At 41.3% G+C, this 19,585-nt stretch carries 15 protein-coding genes; 9 read left to right on the forward strand and 6 right to left on the reverse strand.

Annotation, left to right across the window (positions count from 1 at the left end):
- Positions 1 to 4: 4 nt before the first annotated feature.
- Positions 5 to 451: a 50S ribosomal protein L9 gene (locus tag IPM71_01430; protein ID QQS51410.1), complete on the forward strand. Its 447-nt coding sequence runs from the start codon at positions 5 to 7 to the stop codon at positions 449 to 451.
- A 63-nt stretch (positions 452 to 514) separates the two neighbouring features.
- Here the strand turns inward: IPM71_01430 and IPM71_01435 are convergent, their stop codons facing one another.
- Both IPM71_01435 and IPM71_01440 read right to left on the reverse strand, forming a co-directional pair.
- Positions 515 to 904, reverse strand: coding sequence for a RidA family protein (locus IPM71_01435; GenBank protein QQS51411.1), 390 nt, complete (start codon positions 902 to 904; stop codon positions 515 to 517).
- Positions 905 to 966: 62 nt separating this feature from the next.
- The gene (locus tag IPM71_01440; protein QQS51412.1) at positions 967 to 3,738 is read right to left on the reverse strand and encodes an LPS-assembly protein LptD; all 2,772 of its coding nucleotides are present in this window, start codon (positions 3,736 to 3,738) and stop codon (positions 967 to 969) included.
- On the opposite strand from IPM71_01440, the gene IPM71_01445 reads away from it, so the two are divergent.
- The 3 genes from IPM71_01445 (at position 3,706) to IPM71_01455 (ending at position 6,368) form a co-directional block, all read left to right on the forward strand.
- Entirely contained in the window at positions 3,706 to 4,929 is a 1,224-nt protein-coding gene (locus IPM71_01445) for an N-acetylmuramoyl-L-alanine amidase (protein QQS51413.1), read from the forward strand. The two genes, IPM71_01440 and IPM71_01445, sit on opposite strands and share 33 nt — an antisense overlap.
- Before the next feature lie 38 nt (positions 4,930 to 4,967).
- The gene (locus IPM71_01450) at positions 4,968 to 5,903 is read left to right on the forward strand and encodes an MCE family protein (protein QQS51414.1); all 936 of its coding nucleotides are present in this window, start codon (positions 4,968 to 4,970) and stop codon (positions 5,901 to 5,903) included.
- An 81-nt stretch (positions 5,904 to 5,984) separates the two neighbouring features.
- Complete coding sequence (locus tag IPM71_01455) at positions 5,985 to 6,368, forward strand: co-chaperone GroES (GenBank protein QQS51415.1); 384 nt, start codon at positions 5,985 to 5,987, stop codon at positions 6,366 to 6,368.
- Positions 6,369 to 6,408: 40 nt separating this feature from the next.
- On the opposite strand, the gene IPM71_01460 is transcribed toward IPM71_01455, so the two are convergent.
- Positions 6,409 to 6,858, reverse strand: coding sequence for a protein tyrosine phosphatase family protein (locus tag IPM71_01460; GenBank protein ID QQS51416.1), 450 nt, complete (start codon positions 6,856 to 6,858; stop codon positions 6,409 to 6,411).
- 53 nt (positions 6,859 to 6,911) lie between these two features.
- Entirely contained in the window at positions 6,912 to 7,460 is a 549-nt protein-coding gene (locus IPM71_01465; protein ID QQS51417.1) for a glutathione peroxidase, read from the reverse strand.
- A gap of 125 nt (positions 7,461 to 7,585) precedes the next feature.
- Between IPM71_01465 and IPM71_01470 the strand changes: the two genes are divergently transcribed.
- From IPM71_01470 to IPM71_01480, 3 genes are read left to right on the forward strand one after another with little or no spacing between them, the layout of a single operon-like run.
- A complete protein-coding gene (locus tag IPM71_01470; GenBank protein ID QQS51418.1) occupies positions 7,586 to 10,873 on the forward strand; it encodes a UvrD-helicase domain-containing protein in 3,288 nt (1,095 codons plus the stop codon).
- Positions 10,874 to 10,876: 3 nt separating this feature from the next.
- Positions 10,877 to 11,860 (forward strand): TIGR01212 family radical SAM protein, encoded by a 984-nt coding sequence (locus tag IPM71_01475; protein ID QQS51419.1) that lies wholly within the window; start codon positions 10,877 to 10,879, stop codon positions 11,858 to 11,860.
- 42 nt (positions 11,861 to 11,902) lie between these two features.
- Positions 11,903 to 14,773 (forward strand): PD-(D/E)XK nuclease family protein, encoded by a 2,871-nt coding sequence (locus IPM71_01480; GenBank protein ID QQS51420.1) that lies wholly within the window; start codon positions 11,903 to 11,905, stop codon positions 14,771 to 14,773.
- 19 nt (positions 14,774 to 14,792) lie between these two features.
- Here IPM71_01480 and IPM71_01485 read toward each other — a convergent pair whose 3' ends face one another.
- Complete coding sequence (locus IPM71_01485) at positions 14,793 to 15,632, reverse strand: hypothetical protein (protein QQS51421.1); 840 nt, start codon at positions 15,630 to 15,632, stop codon at positions 14,793 to 14,795.
- 320 nt (positions 15,633 to 15,952) lie between these two features.
- Between IPM71_01485 and IPM71_01490 the strand changes: the two genes are divergently transcribed.
- A complete protein-coding gene (locus IPM71_01490; protein QQS51422.1) occupies positions 15,953 to 16,522 on the forward strand; it encodes a DUF308 domain-containing protein in 570 nt (189 codons plus the stop codon).
- 2 nt (positions 16,523 to 16,524) lie between these two features.
- On the opposite strand, the gene trmD is transcribed toward IPM71_01490, so the two are convergent.
- Entirely contained in the window at positions 16,525 to 17,211 is a 687-nt protein-coding gene (gene trmD, locus IPM71_01495; protein ID QQS51423.1) for a tRNA (guanosine(37)-N1)-methyltransferase TrmD, read from the reverse strand.
- A gap of 203 nt (positions 17,212 to 17,414) precedes the next feature.
- On the opposite strand from trmD, the gene IPM71_01500 reads away from it, so the two are divergent.
- Positions 17,415 to 19,517 (forward strand): DUF349 domain-containing protein, encoded by a 2,103-nt coding sequence (locus IPM71_01500; protein ID QQS51424.1) that lies wholly within the window; start codon positions 17,415 to 17,417, stop codon positions 19,515 to 19,517.
- The last annotated feature ends 68 nt before the right edge of the window (positions 19,518 to 19,585 follow it).

Below are 19,585 nucleotides of genomic sequence, written 5' to 3' on the forward strand. Positions count from 1 at the left end.
CGAAATGGAAATTATATTAAAACAAGATATGGGCAACCTGGGTTACAAAGACGATATTGTAACAGTGAAAGATGGTTATGCCCGCAATTACCTGATTCCAAAAGGTTTTGCAGTGAATGCTACTGAATCAGCAAAGAAACAGCACACCGAAATTTTAAAGCAACGCTCGCACAAAGAACAAAAAGTGCGTGAAGAAGCACTTGAGCTGGCGAAAAAACTTGAAGGAGTAAGCCTTACACTTGGTGCAAAAACCAGCTCAAAAGGTAAAATTTTTGGCTCGGTCAATACCATTCAAATTGCTGAATCGCTCAGCGAAAAAGGATTCGACATCGATCGCAGACACATCAGTATCAAAGAAGAGCTTATAAAAGAAGTTGGAAGCTATACCGCTACCATTCGCTTGCACAAAGAAGTGAAGGTGGAAATTGCTTTCGAAATTGTTGCTGAATAACACACAAAGCATAAAATTATAAAGCCTCCGGAAACCCGGGGGCTTTTTATTTGCTTCAATTTCTTAATTCCCTGCCCCTTTTACTCCAATTAGCTCAATTTCGATTTGTACATCCTTTGGCAGACGGGCCACTTCCACCGCAGCCCTCGCTGGCTGGTTTTCGACAAAAAACCTGGCATATACCTGGTTCATGGCTGCAAAATCATTCATATCCTTCAGAAAACAAGTTGTCTTCACCACATCTGAATAATCAAGACCTGCAGCCTTAAGTACGGCACCAATGTTTTTAAGCACCTGTTCGGTTTGCGGCTGAATACCTCCCGGTACAATTTCACCTGTTTTGGGGTCAATCGGAATTTGGCCACTGAGAAACACCATTCCATTTATCTCCACAGCCTGGCTATAAGGACCAATGGCAGAAGGAGCTTCGGTAGTAGATACAATTTTCTTCATGTGGGTATATTTTAGAACTATGATTGGTTTAAAATGGCTTTTCAATAAGTAAAAGAAGGTAGTTAAAAATTGTCGTACCAATTTTGTCGTTTATCCCATTTCAGGTCGCGCAGAATGCTGGCCTTGGCATTGATTGTAAAGTTATAGTTTCGTCTGGTGCCAAAAGGAACCATGGAGAATTGCATCATCCAGCAATGCAAGTCACGGTTGATATTGAAATTCGTGAGCGTCATCTCCTTCTCTTCGAAATCGTAGCCAGTATTAAAGCCTATCTTCCATTTTTGGGTAAGACTAAAATCTCCCGAAAGGTTCACCGTGTTGGTTATCTTCTGGTCCTGCTTTGTATAGGTTCGCGCAATGGAATAGGTGTGGTTGACATTGAGCGACCACGGGATGTTAAAATCGACATAAGAACCTGCAATGGACCCCGGTATATTATCATAGTCGTTACTAAACGGATCCTGATAAGGATTCAGATCAGCTGATTCCTCGCCTGGTTCCGAAGCCTGCGCGCTCTTCCCTTGCTTCGAGCGTAATCGAAAGGATGTAGTTAAATTCATACTAACAAAACGAGCCAACCCCTTGCCATTGTTGTAATAAAACTCGTCAACCCGTTTGTAACTATTATTTCCTTTAGCAGTATCGAGTATATAGTCATATGGATCGAAACGGGCAGTAAGGTTCAAACTTAAAATATCTTTGAACAGCGATGTACCTCCATTAAGGCTAATGGCACTCCACTTAAACTCATCGGCAAAGGGATTATAGGAAGTGGTAAGATTCAGGTTACGTAAAAGTGTCACCTTTTCCATTTCTTTGGTTTGTGCGGTATCGTTTTTTGGTTTAAGTTTCATCTCGAGGTTGTTGCTTAAACCTAAGCTTAACGACCCGCTTTCCTTGGCAAAACTGGGCGATTTGTAGAGATTATCCTCATAATAGGAGTATGTTTCGTATTGGAGCTCTCCATTGCTGGTATAATAGACTGTATCGAAATAATTCGGGTTGATAGACGACATGTCGGGTACATAAGAGAAACTTGCCCGGGGTTGCATGACATGCCTCACGGCAACAAGCCGTGAATCAGAGCGGGTATTCGTAAACATACCAGTAATCTTGGGTGTTAAGCCCACAGAGATGGATGGATTAACGGCATGGGCGTAGGTAACCTCGCGAATGGTATCTGTTACTACCACTTGTTCATCCCCTACCATTTCGGTCCGCTTTTTTGTGTACCAGCTATTCATGGCACCCGAATAGCTTAAGCCTGGCGATACGGTGAGCATTTTAACCTTATCTGTTTTAAGGTTTAAAACAAAGGGAATATCGTGTTTAAAACCATAATTCAGCTCATCCCAGGTTTGCGACTCAAAAAGCATGGTGTCGCGAATATCAATTATATTCTTGAACTCCGAACGATAACTAAACCCCACATTTTCGTACCACTTTAACTTACCAGTTCCTGATTTTTGCCGGAAGAGATAAATGGTTGTGGCATTGAACGAAGCAATTGGCAAATCCATTACCAGGGTGCTATCGGCTGTATTCTGCCTGGCATTGGCCGAAACGGAAAGATTAAGCGGGGTGCCCGGAAAGCTTTTGGTGTAACTAATACTCGAAGACTTCTGGGTAGTCACCACATCGTTGTAGTTGTATGAGTTGTTTTTATCAAAACCGGAACTGGAAAAGTTCACATTGGCCGAAAACGATTGAGTGGGATTCGCTTTGGGATCCTGCCGGTGGTTCCAAACCCATCTGAAATCCTGTGATTCTTCAAAACTATTGTTACTATTATCCTTGTTTACATTGTAATCGATTTTCATGGTGCCATTAAAGCGGTATCTGACCTTGTAGCTCGAACCCCATTTCAGGGCATAGGAACCTTTCGAATAAATGTCGCCCAGGAGCTGCATGTCGAGGTATTGCCCCATAGGCTGGTACCAACCACCATTTTGCAAATAGAACCCGCGGTTTTGCTCCTCGCCATAGCGGGGAATAATGATACCAGCAGCACGTTTGCTGCTGCTCGGAAAAAAGCCAAAGGGTAATCCTAGCAAAGGAATGGGAACATCTTCGAGCACCAGGTAAGCTGGCCCGCTGATAATTTTATCGTTGGGAATGGCAATGGCTTTGGTAAGTTCCATATAAAAATGGGGGTGGTCCAGGTCGCAGGTAGTGTACTTGCCGCCTTTCATATGAATATGTCCCTGGTTGTCGCGTTTAGTAAGGTCGCTATGCAAATAACCCTCGTCCTGCTTCGATTTTACATTGTAGATAATGCCTTTGCCTGTTTTAATGTTGTAATAAATCGAATCGGCATCGAACTCTTCCTTGCCCTTCTTAAATTTAGGCTTACCAAAATACACACCGGCCGTATCGATGCCTCCCACTGCATTGATTTCCTGGCTCGAAAGGTCAGAAACAATAAATTCAGAAGTAAGCTCAATATCCTGGTATTTTATCTCTCCCTCTCCCCATAAAAGCACATTCTGTCGCTTAACCAGAATACTCATGGAGTCGTTGGCTGAATAAAAAACAGGTTCTTCGATAACCTGCTTTTTTGCTTTTTTTTGAACTGGAGCGATGCTATCGGATTGTGAAATGGTGTCGTATTGTGAGGATTTTGGATTGGTACGATCGAAACGCCCTGCGCCAACTTGTGCATAGCTGCTATGAAAGCTTATGACAAGCAGTGTTAATATCGAAACAAGGGTAGCTGGACGTGATAACAATTTTAGTACTATTTTTGCAGGACGATTGATTACAAACAACGGCAACAAAACTAATAAAATAAACTTTTTCTTATGCAGATATTTTTGAGTGGTCGCGCGAGACATAAGATTATTTTTTATTTTTTACTGACAGTGCCCCTCTCCTTCCCTTATTTTTCGATTTATGCACAGATCGACGAGCAGCATAACAAAATTCGTACCGTAGTAATTGATGCAGGTCACGGTGGTAAGGACCCCGGAGCACTAGGCAGTTATGCCAAAGAAAAAGACGTGGTACTAGCCATAGCCTTAAAAACAGGTAAATATATCGAGGAAAAGTTTCCAGATGTAAAAGTAATCTATACCCGCGACAGCGATGTTTTTATCGGTTTACACGAACGAACCCAGATTGCCAACAAGGCCAATGCCGATCTGTTTATTTCAATTCATGCCAACTCAAACCCGAACACCGCCGCCCTTGGTGCTGAAACTTATGTAATGGGCTTGCACAAATCGCAAGAAAACCTGGAAGTAGCTAAAAAAGAAAACTCGGCCATCGTACTGGAAGACAATTATAAAACCCGATATGAAGGATTCGACCCGAATAACGTTGAATCGTACATTATACTTTCCCTTATGCAAAACACCTACCTCGATCAGAGCCTCAATGCAGCCTCACTGATACAGACCCAGTTCAGGGATCGGGCAAACCGAAAAGACAGGGGTGTGAAGCAAGCTGGTTTTCTTGTTCTATGGGAAACTACCATGCCAAGCGTGCTGGTTGAAGTTGGATTTTTGAGTAACATAGAAGAAGAAAAATATTTAGCAAGCGAATCGGGGCAGGATTATTTGGCATCGGCCATATTCAGGGCTTTTCGAGACTATAAAGAATATATTGAAGGGACCAGCTTTACACCGGAACCTCTCATTACTGCGCAAACATCCCCGGTAGAAGCCAAAAAGACCCCAGATTCTTTAAGGGCATTGCCTGACACCAACCAATATTTATACCGACCTAAAAGTACCCTTGGAACACCTGAAAGCACATCGACGGAGGTAATTTTCAAGGTGCAGGTACTTGTGTCTGAAAAACAAATAGCCACAAACGATAAAACATTCGAAGGTCTTGCATCGGTCCAGGAAATTCAAATGGAAAAAAAGTACAAATACCTGGCTGGAGGAAGTTCAACCTATGAAGAAGCCATGGATTACAGCAAAGAGATAAAAAAGAAATATCCTGATGCATTTATTGTTGCGGTGAGCAACGGAAAGATTATACCTTTGTCGCAAGCACTCGAAATGGTCAAAACAAATTAAAAGGTCGGCCAATAGGTCAACCAGCAAATAAGTTCAATATGAAAATATCACGCGAAATAAAAACAGGAACCATAGCCCTGGCCATTATTGCTCTGGCAATATGGGGATATAACTATTTAAAAGGAAAAAATCTGCTCAATCCTACCAATGCTTACTATGTCTCGTACGAAAATGTTGATGGGATTATCGAATCGGGCTATGTGTATTATCGTGGCTACAGAGTAGGAAATATTACCAACATTTACTTCGATGCCAATAAACCCAATATGTTTACGCTTCGGCTTGTGATGGAGAAAACACTGCGTATTCCAATAGGGAGCACGGTGATGGCCAAATCGTCGAGTATGATTGCTTCAGCAAAAGACTTGCACTTGGTTTTTACCGATACCACTGCATTTCACCATCCAGGCGATACCCTTAGTCCTGCATATGACCCTGGTCTGATGGGAATGTTGGAACCTTTGCAGAACAGCCTCGAATCGGCTATGGCAAACCTGAACATTACCCTCGAAAGTTTTAACAATACGCTCAACGAACAAATGCAGAAAGACCTTCAGGCTTCCATTGCTGCTTTAAGCAAATCGCTCGAAAGCTTCTCGAATCAAATCTCTCCCAATGGAGACCTGGGTAAATCCCTGGCACATGTAGAGTCGGTTATGGGTAATCTGGCAAAAAAAAACGAATCGATGGGTGCTGCCCTCGACAACATTGCCAATATTACTTCGGCAATCGACAGTGCCAACCTGCAGCAAACACTTCTGCACCTCGATAGCACACTGGCAGCGACCAATGCCATTATGACGAAAATAAACAACAGCGAAGGTACAGCCGGATTATTAATAAACGACAGCAGCCTCTATCAGAATCTGGCAGCTTCGACGGCCAGCCTCGATGCATTGCTTACCGATTTAAAAGAACACCCCAAAAGGTATGTTCATTTTTCGCTTTTTGGTGGAAACAAAAAGAACGAATAAATAGTGATCGCTGGCACTCAAGCAAGACCTTTGTTCAACTGTTGAATAGTGTAAGCGTTTACCTGAAAAGCTTTTTATACCATGAACCTCGAATTAGGCGAACAGAACCTCGATAAGTTTATTATGGTTGGTGACAGGGTGTTAATTAAGCCCAAATCGCCTCTCGATAAAACCCAGTCAGGGCTATTCCTGCCTCCAGGCATACAAGCTAAAGAAAAAATTCAAGCTGGCTATGTGCTTAAGGTAGGTCCGGGCTATCCGATTCCTGCCATTAACGATTCCGATGAACCCTGGAAAGAAAAACACAACGAGGTGAAATATTTGCCTTTGCAACTAAAGGTAGGCGACATGGCCATCTTTTTGCAAAACAGCGGATATGAATTCGAATTCAAAAAAGAAGCCTATATCATTGTGCCTCATTCGGCCATATTAATGATTATTCGCGACGAAAATCTGTTCGAATAAATGAATGAGTTTTTAAGGACTTAAAATGTATAGAAGGGTTCTATGAAAGTCCCTGCATTCCTTGTCTCTTAAAGTATTCGAACCATTTTTGTTCTGGTTTGTGGATTGTTTTCAGTTCCTGCAGCGAGTCTTCCTCATTCACACCCATCTCCAGCACTTTGTACATGTGTATCAGGCTCGACGATTTAATGTTTCCGCCACAATGCACAAATACTTTTTTGTCGGCAATACCTTCGAGTATTTTGCTAAATACTTTATAGTGAGAGTCTATAAGGTTCGAACAATCTACCGGATAATGCACAAATTCCATCCCTAAGCTTTCGGCAATAGTTGCTTCTGTTTGAAGGTAATTGCGGGTTGAAGCAGGTGAAATGCTAAACACCACCTGAAAACCTTCTTTTTTCAATGCTTCCAACTGCTCAGGTGTGGGTTGTCCCCCGGCAGCTAAAGTATCGCTGTATTGATAATAGTTATAGATATTTTGTACCATTTTCCTCTTTTTGCCGCGAAGATAATAATTTTATATCTATTTATCTATATATGTTATTTTATTCCTTCCAGCCAATTGATAATCTTGGCGCCATAAGGTTCGTCCTTCGGAAAAGCTACATCCACAAGAACTCCGTTTTCGTCGATCATATATTTTTGAAAGTTCCATTTCACTTCGCTGTCCATCACCCCGTTTTTATCCTTGGAGGTAAGCCATGCATAAAGTGGATGAATCTCTTTACCTTTTACGCTAATTTTCTCCATCATCGGAAAAGTAACTCCATAATTCACCGAACAAAAGGTTTGAATCTCTTCGTTGGTTCCGGGTTCCTGGCTCAAAAAATCATTGGCAGGAAAACCAATTACTACCAATCCTTTTTCAGCATATTCCTTGTAAAGCTTTTCCAGATCGGCATATTGCGGTGTTAAACCACATTTCGAAGCGGTGTTGACCACCAGTACTTTTTTTCCTTTCAGGGTCGACAAATCAAAAGGACTACCATCGATGGCATTTACCTTAAAATCGTAAAAAGAACTTTGTGAGAATGCTGTTAGGCTCATAAACAGTGAAAGAGCGATAGAAGAAAAAAACTGTGCTTTCATGTGTTGTTGATATTGATGTTGTGAAGTAAACAGTCTCTAACCTCAATTGTTCGGCAACCCGGATCTTAAAAACTTCCACGAAATAAAACCGATAACTAAACTCGAATTTTATTACTTTTAGGCCTATGGCGAAATTAAAAATTATCAGAGCCTCTGCTGGATCAGGAAAAACTTACACACTTACCAGCGACATTTTAAATCTTCTGCTAAGCCATCCGGGTAACGACTACTACCGCCGTATTTTGGCTGTTACTTTTACCAACAAGGCCACTGCCGAAATGAAGGAGCGCATTCTGAAAGAATTGAACACACTGGCCACCGGAAAACCCTCGAATCACCTCGAAGTAATTTGTAAAACCAGCAAACTTGACGAACCTGCTGTGCGAAAAAAAGCCGGGCAAATTCTTAGCTCTATTTTGCATGGCTACTCGTGGCTGAGGGTCGAAACAATCGACTCCTTTTTTCAAACTGTCATTCGTTCTTTTGTGCGCGAATTAAACCTTTCGGGCTATTACAACATCGAACTGAACCAGGATAAAATATTGAACCTGGCTGTTGAGGGTCTGCTCGACAGGCTAGGCAATGAACCAGAATTACTCTCATGGATTATTGCTTATGTCGAAGAAAAATTAGAGAAAGATGGAAGTTGGGATTTCACCAGAGAATTGCAACGGCTGGGAAGAAGCCTTTTTCGCGAAAATCTGCAAGAAAAGCTACCAGAGATAAAACAAACCATCAAAAACAAAGCAACACTTGAATTGTACGCAAACGCATTAAAAGAAATTAAAAAAGCGTTTGAAAACGATACCGCCGGCATCGCCCAAAGGGTTATGGAAAATATGACTTTGCAGGGGTTGACTATCGAAGATTTCTTTCAAACAACAAAAGGCCCAATAAATGTGTTTAGAAAGGTCTTAAATCAGAATTTTGACTTTAAAAAAAATTACGTCGAAACAATTCTGAATAATCCGGACAAATGGCCTTCAGGCAAAACCAAACAACCACAGGAAGCAATAAGGTTTGGCACCGAAATAGCTGCCCCAGCCCTGGTAAACCTAAAAAATCTTATAGCCGAAAAAGCCGAAAACTATTCCACAAGCCTGATAGTGCTTAAAAATTTAGCTGTACTTGGCCTACTTACCGAATTGCAGGAAGAAGTGGAACTTGTACGTAAAGAAAGGGATGCTTTTCTGATCAGCGATGCTGCACCTTTTATTCAGAAGCTTATCAACCATAACAATGTACCTTTTATTTACGAAAAAGCTGGCAACCAATTTAATCACCTACTAATCGACGAATTTCAGGATACCTCGTTGATGCAATGGTCTAATTTCAGACCACTATTAGAGAACAGCCTGTCTGTGGGGCATTCCTGTTTGGTTGTAGGGGATGTTAAACAATCAATTTATCGTTTTCGAAACAGCAACTGGAAAATTCTTGAATCGCAGGTACTAAACGACCTTGGTTCTGGAAACACCACAACAGTTAACCTGGATACCAACTGGAGAAGCGATGCCAACATAGTGAGGTTTAACAACCATTTCTTTCGGCTGGCCACGGAATTGCTCGATAGCCAGAACCAAGACCTGACAGAAAATTCAATTCAAAAAAGTAAGCTTTATGCCGATGTAGCGCAAAAGTCTCCTGCCGGGAAAGATCAACAGCGTGGATTTGTTTCTTTTCAGATTATTTCCGGAAATGCTGAATCGCAGCAAAATGTTGGTGATGAAACGGAGGAAGACTCAATCGATTTTCCAGCAATTCGCGGACACCTCATTGGTAGCATTAACGAATTGCTTGAAAGTGGTTTCGAACCATCGGACATAGCAATTCTGGTAAGGCATAAAAAGAACGGTAAACAAATAGCCGAAATCATTGTAGAGGCCAACCAAAAACAATTGTTTGCAAAACCTGTGGGTGTGATTTCAAACGAATCACTCTTTTTGCATAGTTCTCCGGCAGTGCTGGCGGTTGTGAATGCCCTGGCTTATGCACACAACTCGTCCAACCTATTGGCAGCTGCCACCATGCTGGCCAATTTTTTATTCCTCAAGTCTGACAGCGATGCCGATAAAATTCCTTTCCCTGAAGGCCGATTTGATTCCTATGTATGTGATTCAATTTTCAATACCAACTTTGCAGCATTCTGTAGCGAAATAAGACAAGATTCGCTTTACCTCGCCTCAGAAAAGATTTGCAATCTGTTTGGCTTTTTCGAATTAGAAAGCGAGTTGGTTTACATTCATTCCTTCCTGGATGTAGTTTTTGAATTTGCCAACAAACAGCATTCCGACATGGGGTCATTTCTTAAATTTTGGGAAGAAGAAGGAGATAACACCACCATTTCTGCCAGCGAAAGCGAGGGAGCAATAAGGATTCTTACCATACACAAAGCGAAAGGTCTTGAATTTCCGGTGGTGATTATACCCGATATGCTCAGTAGCTTTAAGCCAAACCATGATGATCTTCTTTGGGTAGAGCCAAAATGGGAACCCTATAGTCAATTGCCATTGTTACCCATAAAACCCACTAACCTCGTCCAAAACAGCTTTTTCAAAGACGATTTTTTCCTTGAAAAAGACCTGAATACCATCGATAACCTTAACTTACTTTATGTAGCTTACACAAGGGCGGTAAATGCATTGTATGTTTTTATAAAAGAGCCCAAGAAAGTGAAAGAAAAAAAGGAGACCGAAGCATCTGAAGGTGGCATCCAAGCCATAGAAGATATAAATTCACTTATACATCTCACTCTTGACAAGCTAAAATTGAATTCCAATAAGGAATTTGAGCTCAATTACGACCTCCAGGCAGGAAGAATAAGCTATGGTAAACTCGCAAAGCAAAACTTGCAGGCAAATCCAATCAAGGGTATCGCTATGCCCGCCATTCAACAAACCCTCGTAATGCCTTGCATAAAAAGCAAGCAACTTTCAGAACAATTGTTGACCTTTTCTGCAGAAGGCCGTTTTCATCAACTGGTGCAAGGGCGAATTATTCATTCGGTGATGGAAAAGGTTCAAACAACCAACGACCTGGAAAAAGCAGTGAAAGAGAAAGTGCAATCAGGTATTCTCTCTGAAACAGAGGGCCGGCAATTGCATCAGCTACTTTCGGATGCCATTCGTGAAACCGAAAAACATGAATGGTTCAGCGGAAAATACAAAATACTAACCGAAGCCGACATTGTGGTGCCAAATGGAAGTCTGAAAAGACCCGACCGCATAATGCTGAAAGACGATGAAACCCTGGTGGTAGATTATAAAACGGGTACAAAGGCTGACAGACAAAGTCACCAGAAACAGGTGAAAGAATATATGCAGCTGCTTACTGCTGCCGGAAAACCAGGTGTGAAAGGCTATATCTGGTACCTGACCCAACACGAAATAATAGAAGTAAGCAATAGCAATTAATAAATGGGGAAGAAAGAAACCAAAGCGCAACAAGAAGGATTACCTGTTTTTTCATGGGGGCATAGCAGGCGTATCAACCTGGCATCGAACCATACCCGCATGAATTTTGGCAGCCGCCTGCAGAAGCTCACCCTCGATGCAGGTTTTACTTGTCCAAACCGCGATGGTAAAGTGTCGGTGGGCGGTTGCAGCTTTTGCAACAACAATGCCTTTAACCCCTCGTATTGCCGCGATCAGGAGTCGATAAGCCTGCAACTGGAGCGTGGCATCAGGTTTCATCGGAAGCGCTACCGGAAAGCCAGCCTGTTTCTGGCCTATTTTCAGGCTTACAGCAACACCTATGCACCGGTGGATGTGCTAAGGAAAAAATATATGGAGGCGCTTGCCTACCCCGATGTAATGGGCCTGGTAATTGGAACCCGCCCCGATTGTGTAGACGAAGATATTTTCGATTTGCTGGCTGAGATCAAAGAAAATTATTACCTGATGGTGGAGTTTGGCATCGAATCGGTATACAACCAGAGTCTCGAAAAAATTAACCGGGGGCATAGTTTCGAAAAATCGGTGTGGGCTGTGCACGAAGCAGCCAGGAGAGGCATTCAAACCGGTGGTCACCTCATTTTTGGCTTGCCAGGCGAATCGCGCAGCATGATGCTCGATTCGGCCGAAATTATCTCCAAACTACCTTTGAATACAGTAAAATTTCATCAATTGCAGATTGTAAAAGGTACCCGTATGGCACAGGATTTCGAAGAGAATCCGGAAGCGTTTACGCTGTTTACATTGGACGAATATGTCGATTTTATTTGCGAATACCTTGGCCGGTTAAGACCCACACTGGTGATCGAAAGACTTGCCGGAGAAGCCAATCCCGATTATAACCTTACCAATCGATGGAACCTCCGCTACGACAAAGTACTTAGCCTTATCGAAAAGCGTCTGGAAGAAACTGATAGTTGGCAGGGTAAGTTTTTTATCAATACATAACCCAATCGTATCGCATTAATTATATAGTTTATAAGCTGTACCATGATTCCATTTTTAGAAAGCGTTACCAGCTATCTTTTTGAGCATTACCGCAATAATCTGGAGAATATGTCGGTTGTATTCCCCAACAAGAGGGCCCGATTGTTCTTCAACCAATATCTTGCCAGCCATACGGAACAGCCACTTCTGGCTCCGAAATACTTTACCATTAACGAATACATGCACCAGGTGAGTGGTACTACCCTTGCAGACCCAATAACCCTGCTCTTTCTGATATATGAAGTATATATCCAAAAAACAGGCTCCAAAGAAAGCTTTGATGACTTTCTGTTTTATGGCGAAATGATGCTGGCCGATTTCGACGACATCGACAAATACCGCATCGATGCTAACGCACTTTTTAAAAACATCTCGCAGTTCAAAGAGATTGATTCCTTTGCCGATTTTCTGGATGAAGCGCAAATAGAAGCCATTCGCAAGTTTTGGGAGAACTTCAAAGCAGGAGAGCTATCAGAACAGAAACAAATTTTTTCGCAAATATGGAATCAATTAAATGGGATTTATGTGGCTTTTACTCAGAAATTGAGTGCCGTAGGACTTAGTTATGAAGGAATGGCGTGCAGGCAAGCTATTGAAAGGATTGAAAATAACACTTATTCGTTTGCCGAAGAAAAAATTGTGTTTCTGGGCTTTAATGCACTCAACAATTGCGAAAAAGAACTTTTCAGGCATGCGCAAAAACAAAACAAAGCATTGTTCTTCTGGGATTACGATAAATATTACCTGGACTTAAAAAACCACGAAGCCGGATTTTACCTGCGCGATTTAATTGAAACCTTTCCGGCACCCCAGGATTTTGTATTTGAAAGTGGGCTGACACTGCCGAAAAAAAGCTTTAAAGTATTGAATATTCCAACCCTTGTCGGGCAGGCCAAAACAATTCCCCTGGCATTGGCACAATTGCCACTTGGATGGAAAGAAAATCCCGTTGAAACAGCATTGGTTCTGGCAGACGAAAGCATGCTTTTGCCTGCACTGAGTTCATTGCCTGCCGACATACCAAATGTCAATATTTCAATGGGATATCCGGTGAAGGAAACAAAAGTTTTCAGCTTTGTGGCAAGCCTGATTGATTTGCACAAGAATAAAAATGACAAACGGGATAATCCTGGCAGAATATTCTACCATGCCGATGTAATACAATTGCTTCAAAATGAACTTTTAGACAGATTTAACCAACAAACGGAGGGTTTTATACAAAAGGTCATAAAGCAAAATCAGGTGTATATCGATACCAACCCTTTGGAAAACACCAACGAATTTTTCGCCCTTCTTTTTCAAAAAGAAATTGATTCCCGTGAGTTTATAGTATACCTAAAAACAATGCTCAATAAAATTGCGGAGTTTTTTTACGATGAAGATACCAATCCGGCCCGAATCGAACGAGAAGCTTGTGTTCGTTTACTTATTCAACTAAACAGGCTGGGCGATTTGTTGACACACACTCCAGTGATTTTTAACTTTTCGAGTTTAAACCGTTTGCTCACAAAAATTTTCGAGAAAGCCAGCATCCCCTTTTCGGGCGAACCCATTGAGGGCCTGCAAATAATGGGGGTACTGGAAACACGTAACCTCGATTTCGAAAACCTGATAATTCTCTCGCTCAACGAAGGCGTATTTCCCAAAACAGGCCATGCGCCTTCCTACATACCCTATTCGCTTCGAAAAGCTTATGGATTGCCTACCCTCGAACACCAGGATGCCATCTTTGCCTATTATTTCTACAGACTCATTCAGCGGGCAGAAAACATTACCCTGGTATATTCTTCGTCTGAAACAGGAAGTAAAGGTGCCGAACCCAGCAGATTTATTCACCAACTTCTTTACGAGAATGCCTTTTCAGTTTCGAGCCAAAACCTGAATTACAAACTGGTCCCAAATACTATCCATAAGGTTAGCTTTCAGTCCGATAACAATACACTTGAATTGCTGAAAAAGAAATATACTGGCGATGAGAAACAAACTTTATCACCTAGTGCTATCAATGCGTATTTAAACTGCAAAACCCAGTTTTACCTACGCTATGTTTCTGGTTTAAAAGAGTCCGAATCCATTCAGGAAAAAATTGAATCAAGCACCATTGGGCTCATTCTGCATAAAAGTATGCAGCTGCTCTACGAGCCATATATAAACACACTTGTTACAAGCGAATTGCATAAGGCAATCTGTGCCGATAAAGAAAAAATCAGCAAGGCGGTAATCCAGGCGTTTACAAATGAATACCTAGGGGAAGAGAACCTTTCAGAGATCACGAATGAGATGGCATTGCAGGGTAAAAATATTCTTTATAAGGAAATAATTCAGCGACTGGCTATATCGATTCTTCGTTACGATCAGCAACAGGTTCCTTTCACCCTCAGAGAATTGGAATACAAAGTTCAGATGCCTTTTCGCACTTCATCGGGGTTTGAACTCAGCATAGGTGGCACCATTGACCGGGTTGACCTTTGCGAAGGAAATATCAGGATAATCGATTATAAAACCGGAAAAATAAAAAACAGTTTCCAAACCATCGAAAGTCTGTTCACAGAAAAACCATCCACACGAAATGCGAATGCCTTTCAAACCCTTTTATACTCAATGGCATTTAAGTCAAACAACAAGGACTATCCTGTGGTGCCTTTTCTCTATTACCTGAAAGGCCTTAACCAAAAAAACTATGATGGAAGGCTTGCACATGGCGAACAAAGGAAGAAGCAAACAATAGATTCCTTCTCGAGTGTGGAGGAAGAGTTTAAAACACGCTTAAAGCAAACTCTCGATGAGATTTTTAGCGAAAAGAGTAGCTTTTATCAAACAGACGACATAAAATTCTGCACGTATTGCATGTACAAAAACATCTGTCACAGATAAAGCTTAATATTAAAGTTGATTAGTCGCATCCATTCTTTCGCCCATCTGTTTTCACAGCTTCCTCCGAAAGAAAAGGTGAACCCTCAAGGGCAGCCCATTCGCCTTTCAGCAGGCACCAATTTTCATGGCTATTTTCGCTCCAGATTTTTACCAAAGCTGTAGTGTCGAGTCTTTGCTGGGTGTTTCGTTCAACAACCGAACGCAAAAGCACCTCGGGGTTATTGGAATAAAAAACATCCTGATTTTCGCGGCGAACAAGTACTAATTTGCCTTGCTTCCATTGATAGGTTTCGTGCGTATAAAATGCTCCTCCCATTCCACCAGCCTGATGTGAGGTAATTATCTGGCTGACGCTATCGGCTTCGAGCGATACCAGGGCACTAAGCTCAGGGTGCTCCTCAAATTGCCTTTTCGAAGCATTAAACAAATACACCGCATACCAGGTGCCACCAGTGCCCGTAGCAATAGGAATTCTGAGGTCTGTATGGCCATCGAAATTCAAGTCAGCTGGGTTAAAAATGCGTGTTGGGTCATCCAGGTAATAGTTCTCGTTGTACACCACATCCGACTGAAGAGGTCCAATGGATTGGATTGACTTATTCAGGTCATTGTCGGGAAAAACATTAATTATTAACTCCATAGGGTTAAGTTCAATCAAAAAAACACCCTGCCCTTTTTGCATCAAATAGATGGAACTAAGTTCAATTTCACGTTCGTTGGAAATATTTTCACTTACTGTAACCTGATCGGAAATATCAGTTTCAACCTCGGTTTTATCAGAAGAATTTCCCTTTCTGCACGATTGAAAAGTTAAACCCAGCCATAATAGGGCAAATATTAAGAGAAGATTTGATTTCATTTATCTTTTTATTGATTTGAGTTTTGCACAAATTACTTAACTGAATACAAATAGCGAACAATAACTTCGAACCTCGTTATTTTAAACAATAAACTGCTAATTTATAATAGATTAACATACCATTCTTTACATTTCATTGCACACCGGCAGTTCAATTAATTCAGTTTAAAATCCTGTAATTATTTAGGCTTTAAAAGTAATTAAATAAAAAAAACTTCATTCATATCTCATTCATTTCGTTATTTTTGAAAAAATATTCAGCTGATACTGATTGATTTTCCTAACTTTAAGTTAACAGCTGCTGAAACCCAGCTTTAAAAATGAATAATCTGGAAGTAAAACTCTTTAAAAATTGGTGGCTTCTTGCCATAAAAGGCCTGTTAACACTAGCGTTTGGGCTTTTAGCACTTACTTTAAAAGATATCAATCAGATAAAAATAATTAAATTCTTCTGCATCATTATTCTGGTGTCGGGTGCCTTGTTAATTTACGGTTCCTTTTACAATAGGAAACGCAAAGATCCATGGATATGGTGGCTTTTCGAAGGTTTGTTTGATTTTATTATCGGAGCACTTATTTTTTACATCATTGTATGGCACCGCCTTGCTGCCATTGCCATGTTTACTGAAATTATTGCGATTTGGGCTTTGGTTTTTGGTATTATTCAAATAATTACTTCTTTCCGGTTTATTATTTTTAGCCTGGGGTGGTTTGCTATGTTGCTCAGCGGATTGCTGGCCATTGTATATACCATAATTATTTCTCTAAGCCTGCTACCCGGCACTCATGCAAAAACAGCAGTGATTGGTATTTTTGCAATGTTTCTGGGCATCGTTATTTTAATTAACTCCATTTCGCTGTTACAAAGCATCCGAAAACATAAGAATTAAGTCTACTTTTTAATGTTTTCCAGTAAATCAGGGCGCAAACGTTGTGTTCGGTCAACTGACTGTTCGTGTCGCCAATTTTCAATCAAAGCTTCATTTCCAGACAACAATATTTCCGGTACTTTCCAACCTTTGTAGTCTGCGGGTCGGGTATACACCGGGGGAGCCAACAGGTTATCCTGAAATGAATCGGTGAGTGCAGAGGTTTCATCCGACAAAACGCCCGGCAACAAACGCACCACCGCATCGGTTACAATAGCTGCCGCCAATTCACCGCCCGTGAGCACATAATCGCCTACCGATATCTCCGATGTAATGTAATGGTCGCGAATGCGCTGATCGACTCCTTTGTAATGTCCGCAAAGAATGAGCAGATTTTCCTGCATCGATAATCGGTTCGCTTCGCGCTGATCAAATCGTTTTCCATCGGGTGACATATAAATAATTTCGCTGTATTCACGTTCTGCCTTCAGAGACAACATAGCTTTTTCAATAGGTTCAATCATCATTACCATGCCAGCCCCGCCACCAAAAGCGTAATCATCAACCTGTCGGTGTTTTCCGCTGGCAAATTCTCGGATATTGTGTACAACAATCTCTACAAGTCCTTTAGAAACAGCCCTTTTTAAAATTGAATGACTAAATGGACTTTCCAGCAACTCCGGCAACACGGTGAGAATATCTATACGCATTTTTCCTTTTTTTGTGCAAATATAGAAAGAATAAGAAAGCTTATGAGAAGCAATGCTATGGTTAAAAGTACTGACATAATTTCTAAGACATCTTAATCAATTGGCATAGCTTTTCGAATTTTGATCTCAAAACATTGTTAGGTTATCAGTTAATAGTTATTTTCGTACCTTTCAAAGCAGGCTACCACTTAAATCAGTACATTATGACTGAAAATGATTTAAAAAACTCTGTTCAGGACGAACAAACCGAAAAATCCGGTAATACCGAATCAGCAGAATCAGCAATCAACGATCTGAAAATGAACACTTCAGAAAGTACGGCCATACCAGCCGAACCCGAGAATATGAATACTACCGAAGACCCCGCTCCCACCGAGTCATCGGAGAAGGAACCGAAAAAACAAGCCGTAAAGAAGGTAAAAAAAGAAAAAGTACCGATAGAAGAGCCACCCGAAAAGGAACCTGCTGCTGCAATGGAAACCCAAGCAGAAAATCGTGAATCAACCTCAGAGTCAAGCATAGCTGATGTTTCCATTGTTGAAGAGCAGAAACCTTCAGCAGAAAATGAGGTGATCTTAAAAGACGAGGAAGATTTCACACAAAAAACCAAAGAGCAACTATTAGACCTGCTGAAAGGGTATTTAAACAACCATCCTGTGGAGCAAATCAGGAAGCAGGTAGAAGCCATAAAATCAAACTTTTACAGGCTCCACAATGCCGAAATAGAAGAACTAAGAACAAAATTCGTTGCAGACGGTGGAACTCTTGAAGATATTAAAACCGAAGAATCGCCAATAGAAATCACCCTAAAGGAACTTCTGGACGATTATCGCAAGAAGCGAATGGATTTATCGAAGAAGGCGGAAGATGAAAAAGTAGGAAACCTAAAAACCAAATACGACATAATTGAAGCCATTAAAGAGCTTGTAAACAGTCAGGAGTCGCTCAATAAAACCTTTCATGAGTTTAGAGTGTTGCAGGATAGATGGCGAGAAACAGGCCCTGTGCCCCAAGCCAATGTCAAAGACCTTTGGGAGCAATACCATTATCATGTAGAGGCCTTTTACGATTATATTAAAATAAACAAAGAACTTCGCGACCTCGATTTTAAGAAAAATCTCGATGCAAAACTCATACTCTGCGAAAAAGCAGAAGAATTACTGCTCGAACCATCCGTTGTAGAAGCCTTTAAACAACTTCAGTTTTTACACGACCAGTGGCGCGAGGTTGGCCCGGTGCCCGCTGAAAAACGAAACGAGTTATGGGAACGCTTTAAGGAGGCAACTTCTAAAATCAACCACAAACACCAGGAATATTTTGTTTCGCTGAAAGACGACCAAAAGAAAAACTTGCAGGAAAAAACCCACTTATGCGAAAAGGCTGAAGAAATTGCTAACGCTACACCGCAGGACGCCAAAGAATGGGAAGAAAAATCGAAGGCACTGATAGAGTTGCAAAAAATATGGAAAACCATAGGCTTTGCACCAAAAAAGTATAACGCAGATGTCTATGAGCGGTTCCGAAAGGCTTGCGATTCATTTTTTACGAAAAAACGTGATTTCTTCGCCGGAAATCGTGAAGAACAGGAGAATAACCTGCAACTGAAAACCGAACTCTGCATGCAGGCAGAGGCAATGACCCAAAGCACCGATTGGAAAAAAACTTCCGACGATCTGATCAGGCTTCAGAAACGATGGAAAACCATCGGCAGTGTTCCTGTGAAGCATTCCGATAAAATTTGGAAGAGATTCCGCACAGCCTGCGATACTTTCTTTAACAGAAAGAATGAATACTTTTCGAATATCGATAGTATTTACCTCGAAAACCTTAAACAAAAAGAAGAACTATTAAAGGAAATTGAAAGCTTTCAACCTACCAAGGAGGTGAACCAGAACCTTGAAAAACTGAAAGAATTCCAACGCCGATGGTCGGAAATAGGCTTTGTTCCTATAAAAGAAAAAGACAACATACAGGAAAAATACCGGGCTGCCATTAATGCCAAATTCGACGACCTGAAACTCGACGACGAAAGTAAAGCTATTCTCAAATTCCGCAGTAAAATAGATAGTATTGCCAACAAACCCAACTCCGACAAGCGTTTGGATATGGAAAGGGAAAAATGCTATACCCGCCTCAAACAAATGGAAAGCGACATTGCTCTTTGGGAAAATAACATAGGGTTCTTTTCGCAAAGCAAAAATGCCGCATCGATGATTGCCGATATCGAAAATAAAATTCAACAGGCAAAAGAACGCATGCAAGGCCTACGCGAACGCCTTAACATGCTGGATGATTTAGAGGTTTAGTGATTATTCTGTAAGAAATAGAAGCGCGTATTGGCAATGGAAATCGTTGTAAAAATATGCGCTTCTTT

It is taken from the genome of Bacteroidota bacterium, from assembly GCA_016699695.1.
GTDB lineage: Bacteria > Bacteroidota > Bacteroidia > Bacteroidales > UBA10428 > UBA10428.

Bases quoted from the DNA above. Each gene is read 5' to 3' on its own strand.
- IPM71_01430 (QQS51410.1), top strand. From the start codon at position 5: ATGGAAATTATATTAAAACAAGATATGGGCAACCTGGGTTACAAAGAC.
- IPM71_01435 (QQS51411.1), bottom strand. From the start codon at position 904: ATGAAGAAAATTGTATCTACTACCGAAGCTCCTTCTGCCATTGGTCCT.
- IPM71_01445 (QQS51413.1), top strand. From the start codon at position 3,706: ATGCAGATATTTTTGAGTGGTCGCGCGAGACATAAGATTATTTTTTAT.
- IPM71_01440 (QQS51412.1), bottom strand. From the start codon at position 3,738: ATGTCTCGCGCGACCACTCAAAAATATCTGCATAAGAAAAAGTTTATT.
- IPM71_01450 (QQS51414.1), top strand. From the start codon at position 4,968: ATGAAAATATCACGCGAAATAAAAACAGGAACCATAGCCCTGGCCATT.
- IPM71_01455 (QQS51415.1), top strand. From the start codon at position 5,985: ATGAACCTCGAATTAGGCGAACAGAACCTCGATAAGTTTATTATGGTT.
- IPM71_01460 (QQS51416.1), bottom strand. From the start codon at position 6,858: ATGGTACAAAATATCTATAACTATTATCAATACAGCGATACTTTAGCT.
- IPM71_01465 (QQS51417.1), bottom strand. From the start codon at position 7,460: ATGAAAGCACAGTTTTTTTCTTCTATCGCTCTTTCACTGTTTATGAGC.
- IPM71_01470 (QQS51418.1), top strand. From the start codon at position 7,586: ATGGCGAAATTAAAAATTATCAGAGCCTCTGCTGGATCAGGAAAAACT.
- IPM71_01475 (QQS51419.1), top strand. From the start codon at position 10,877: ATGGGGAAGAAAGAAACCAAAGCGCAACAAGAAGGATTACCTGTTTTT.
- IPM71_01480 (QQS51420.1), top strand. From the start codon at position 11,903: ATGATTCCATTTTTAGAAAGCGTTACCAGCTATCTTTTTGAGCATTAC.
- IPM71_01485 (QQS51421.1), bottom strand. From the start codon at position 15,632: ATGAAATCAAATCTTCTCTTAATATTTGCCCTATTATGGCTGGGTTTA.
- IPM71_01490 (QQS51422.1), top strand. From the start codon at position 15,953: ATGAATAATCTGGAAGTAAAACTCTTTAAAAATTGGTGGCTTCTTGCC.
- trmD (QQS51423.1), bottom strand. From the start codon at position 17,211: ATGCGTATAGATATTCTCACCGTGTTGCCGGAGTTGCTGGAAAGTCCA.
- IPM71_01500 (QQS51424.1), top strand. From the start codon at position 17,415: ATGACTGAAAATGATTTAAAAAACTCTGTTCAGGACGAACAAACCGAA.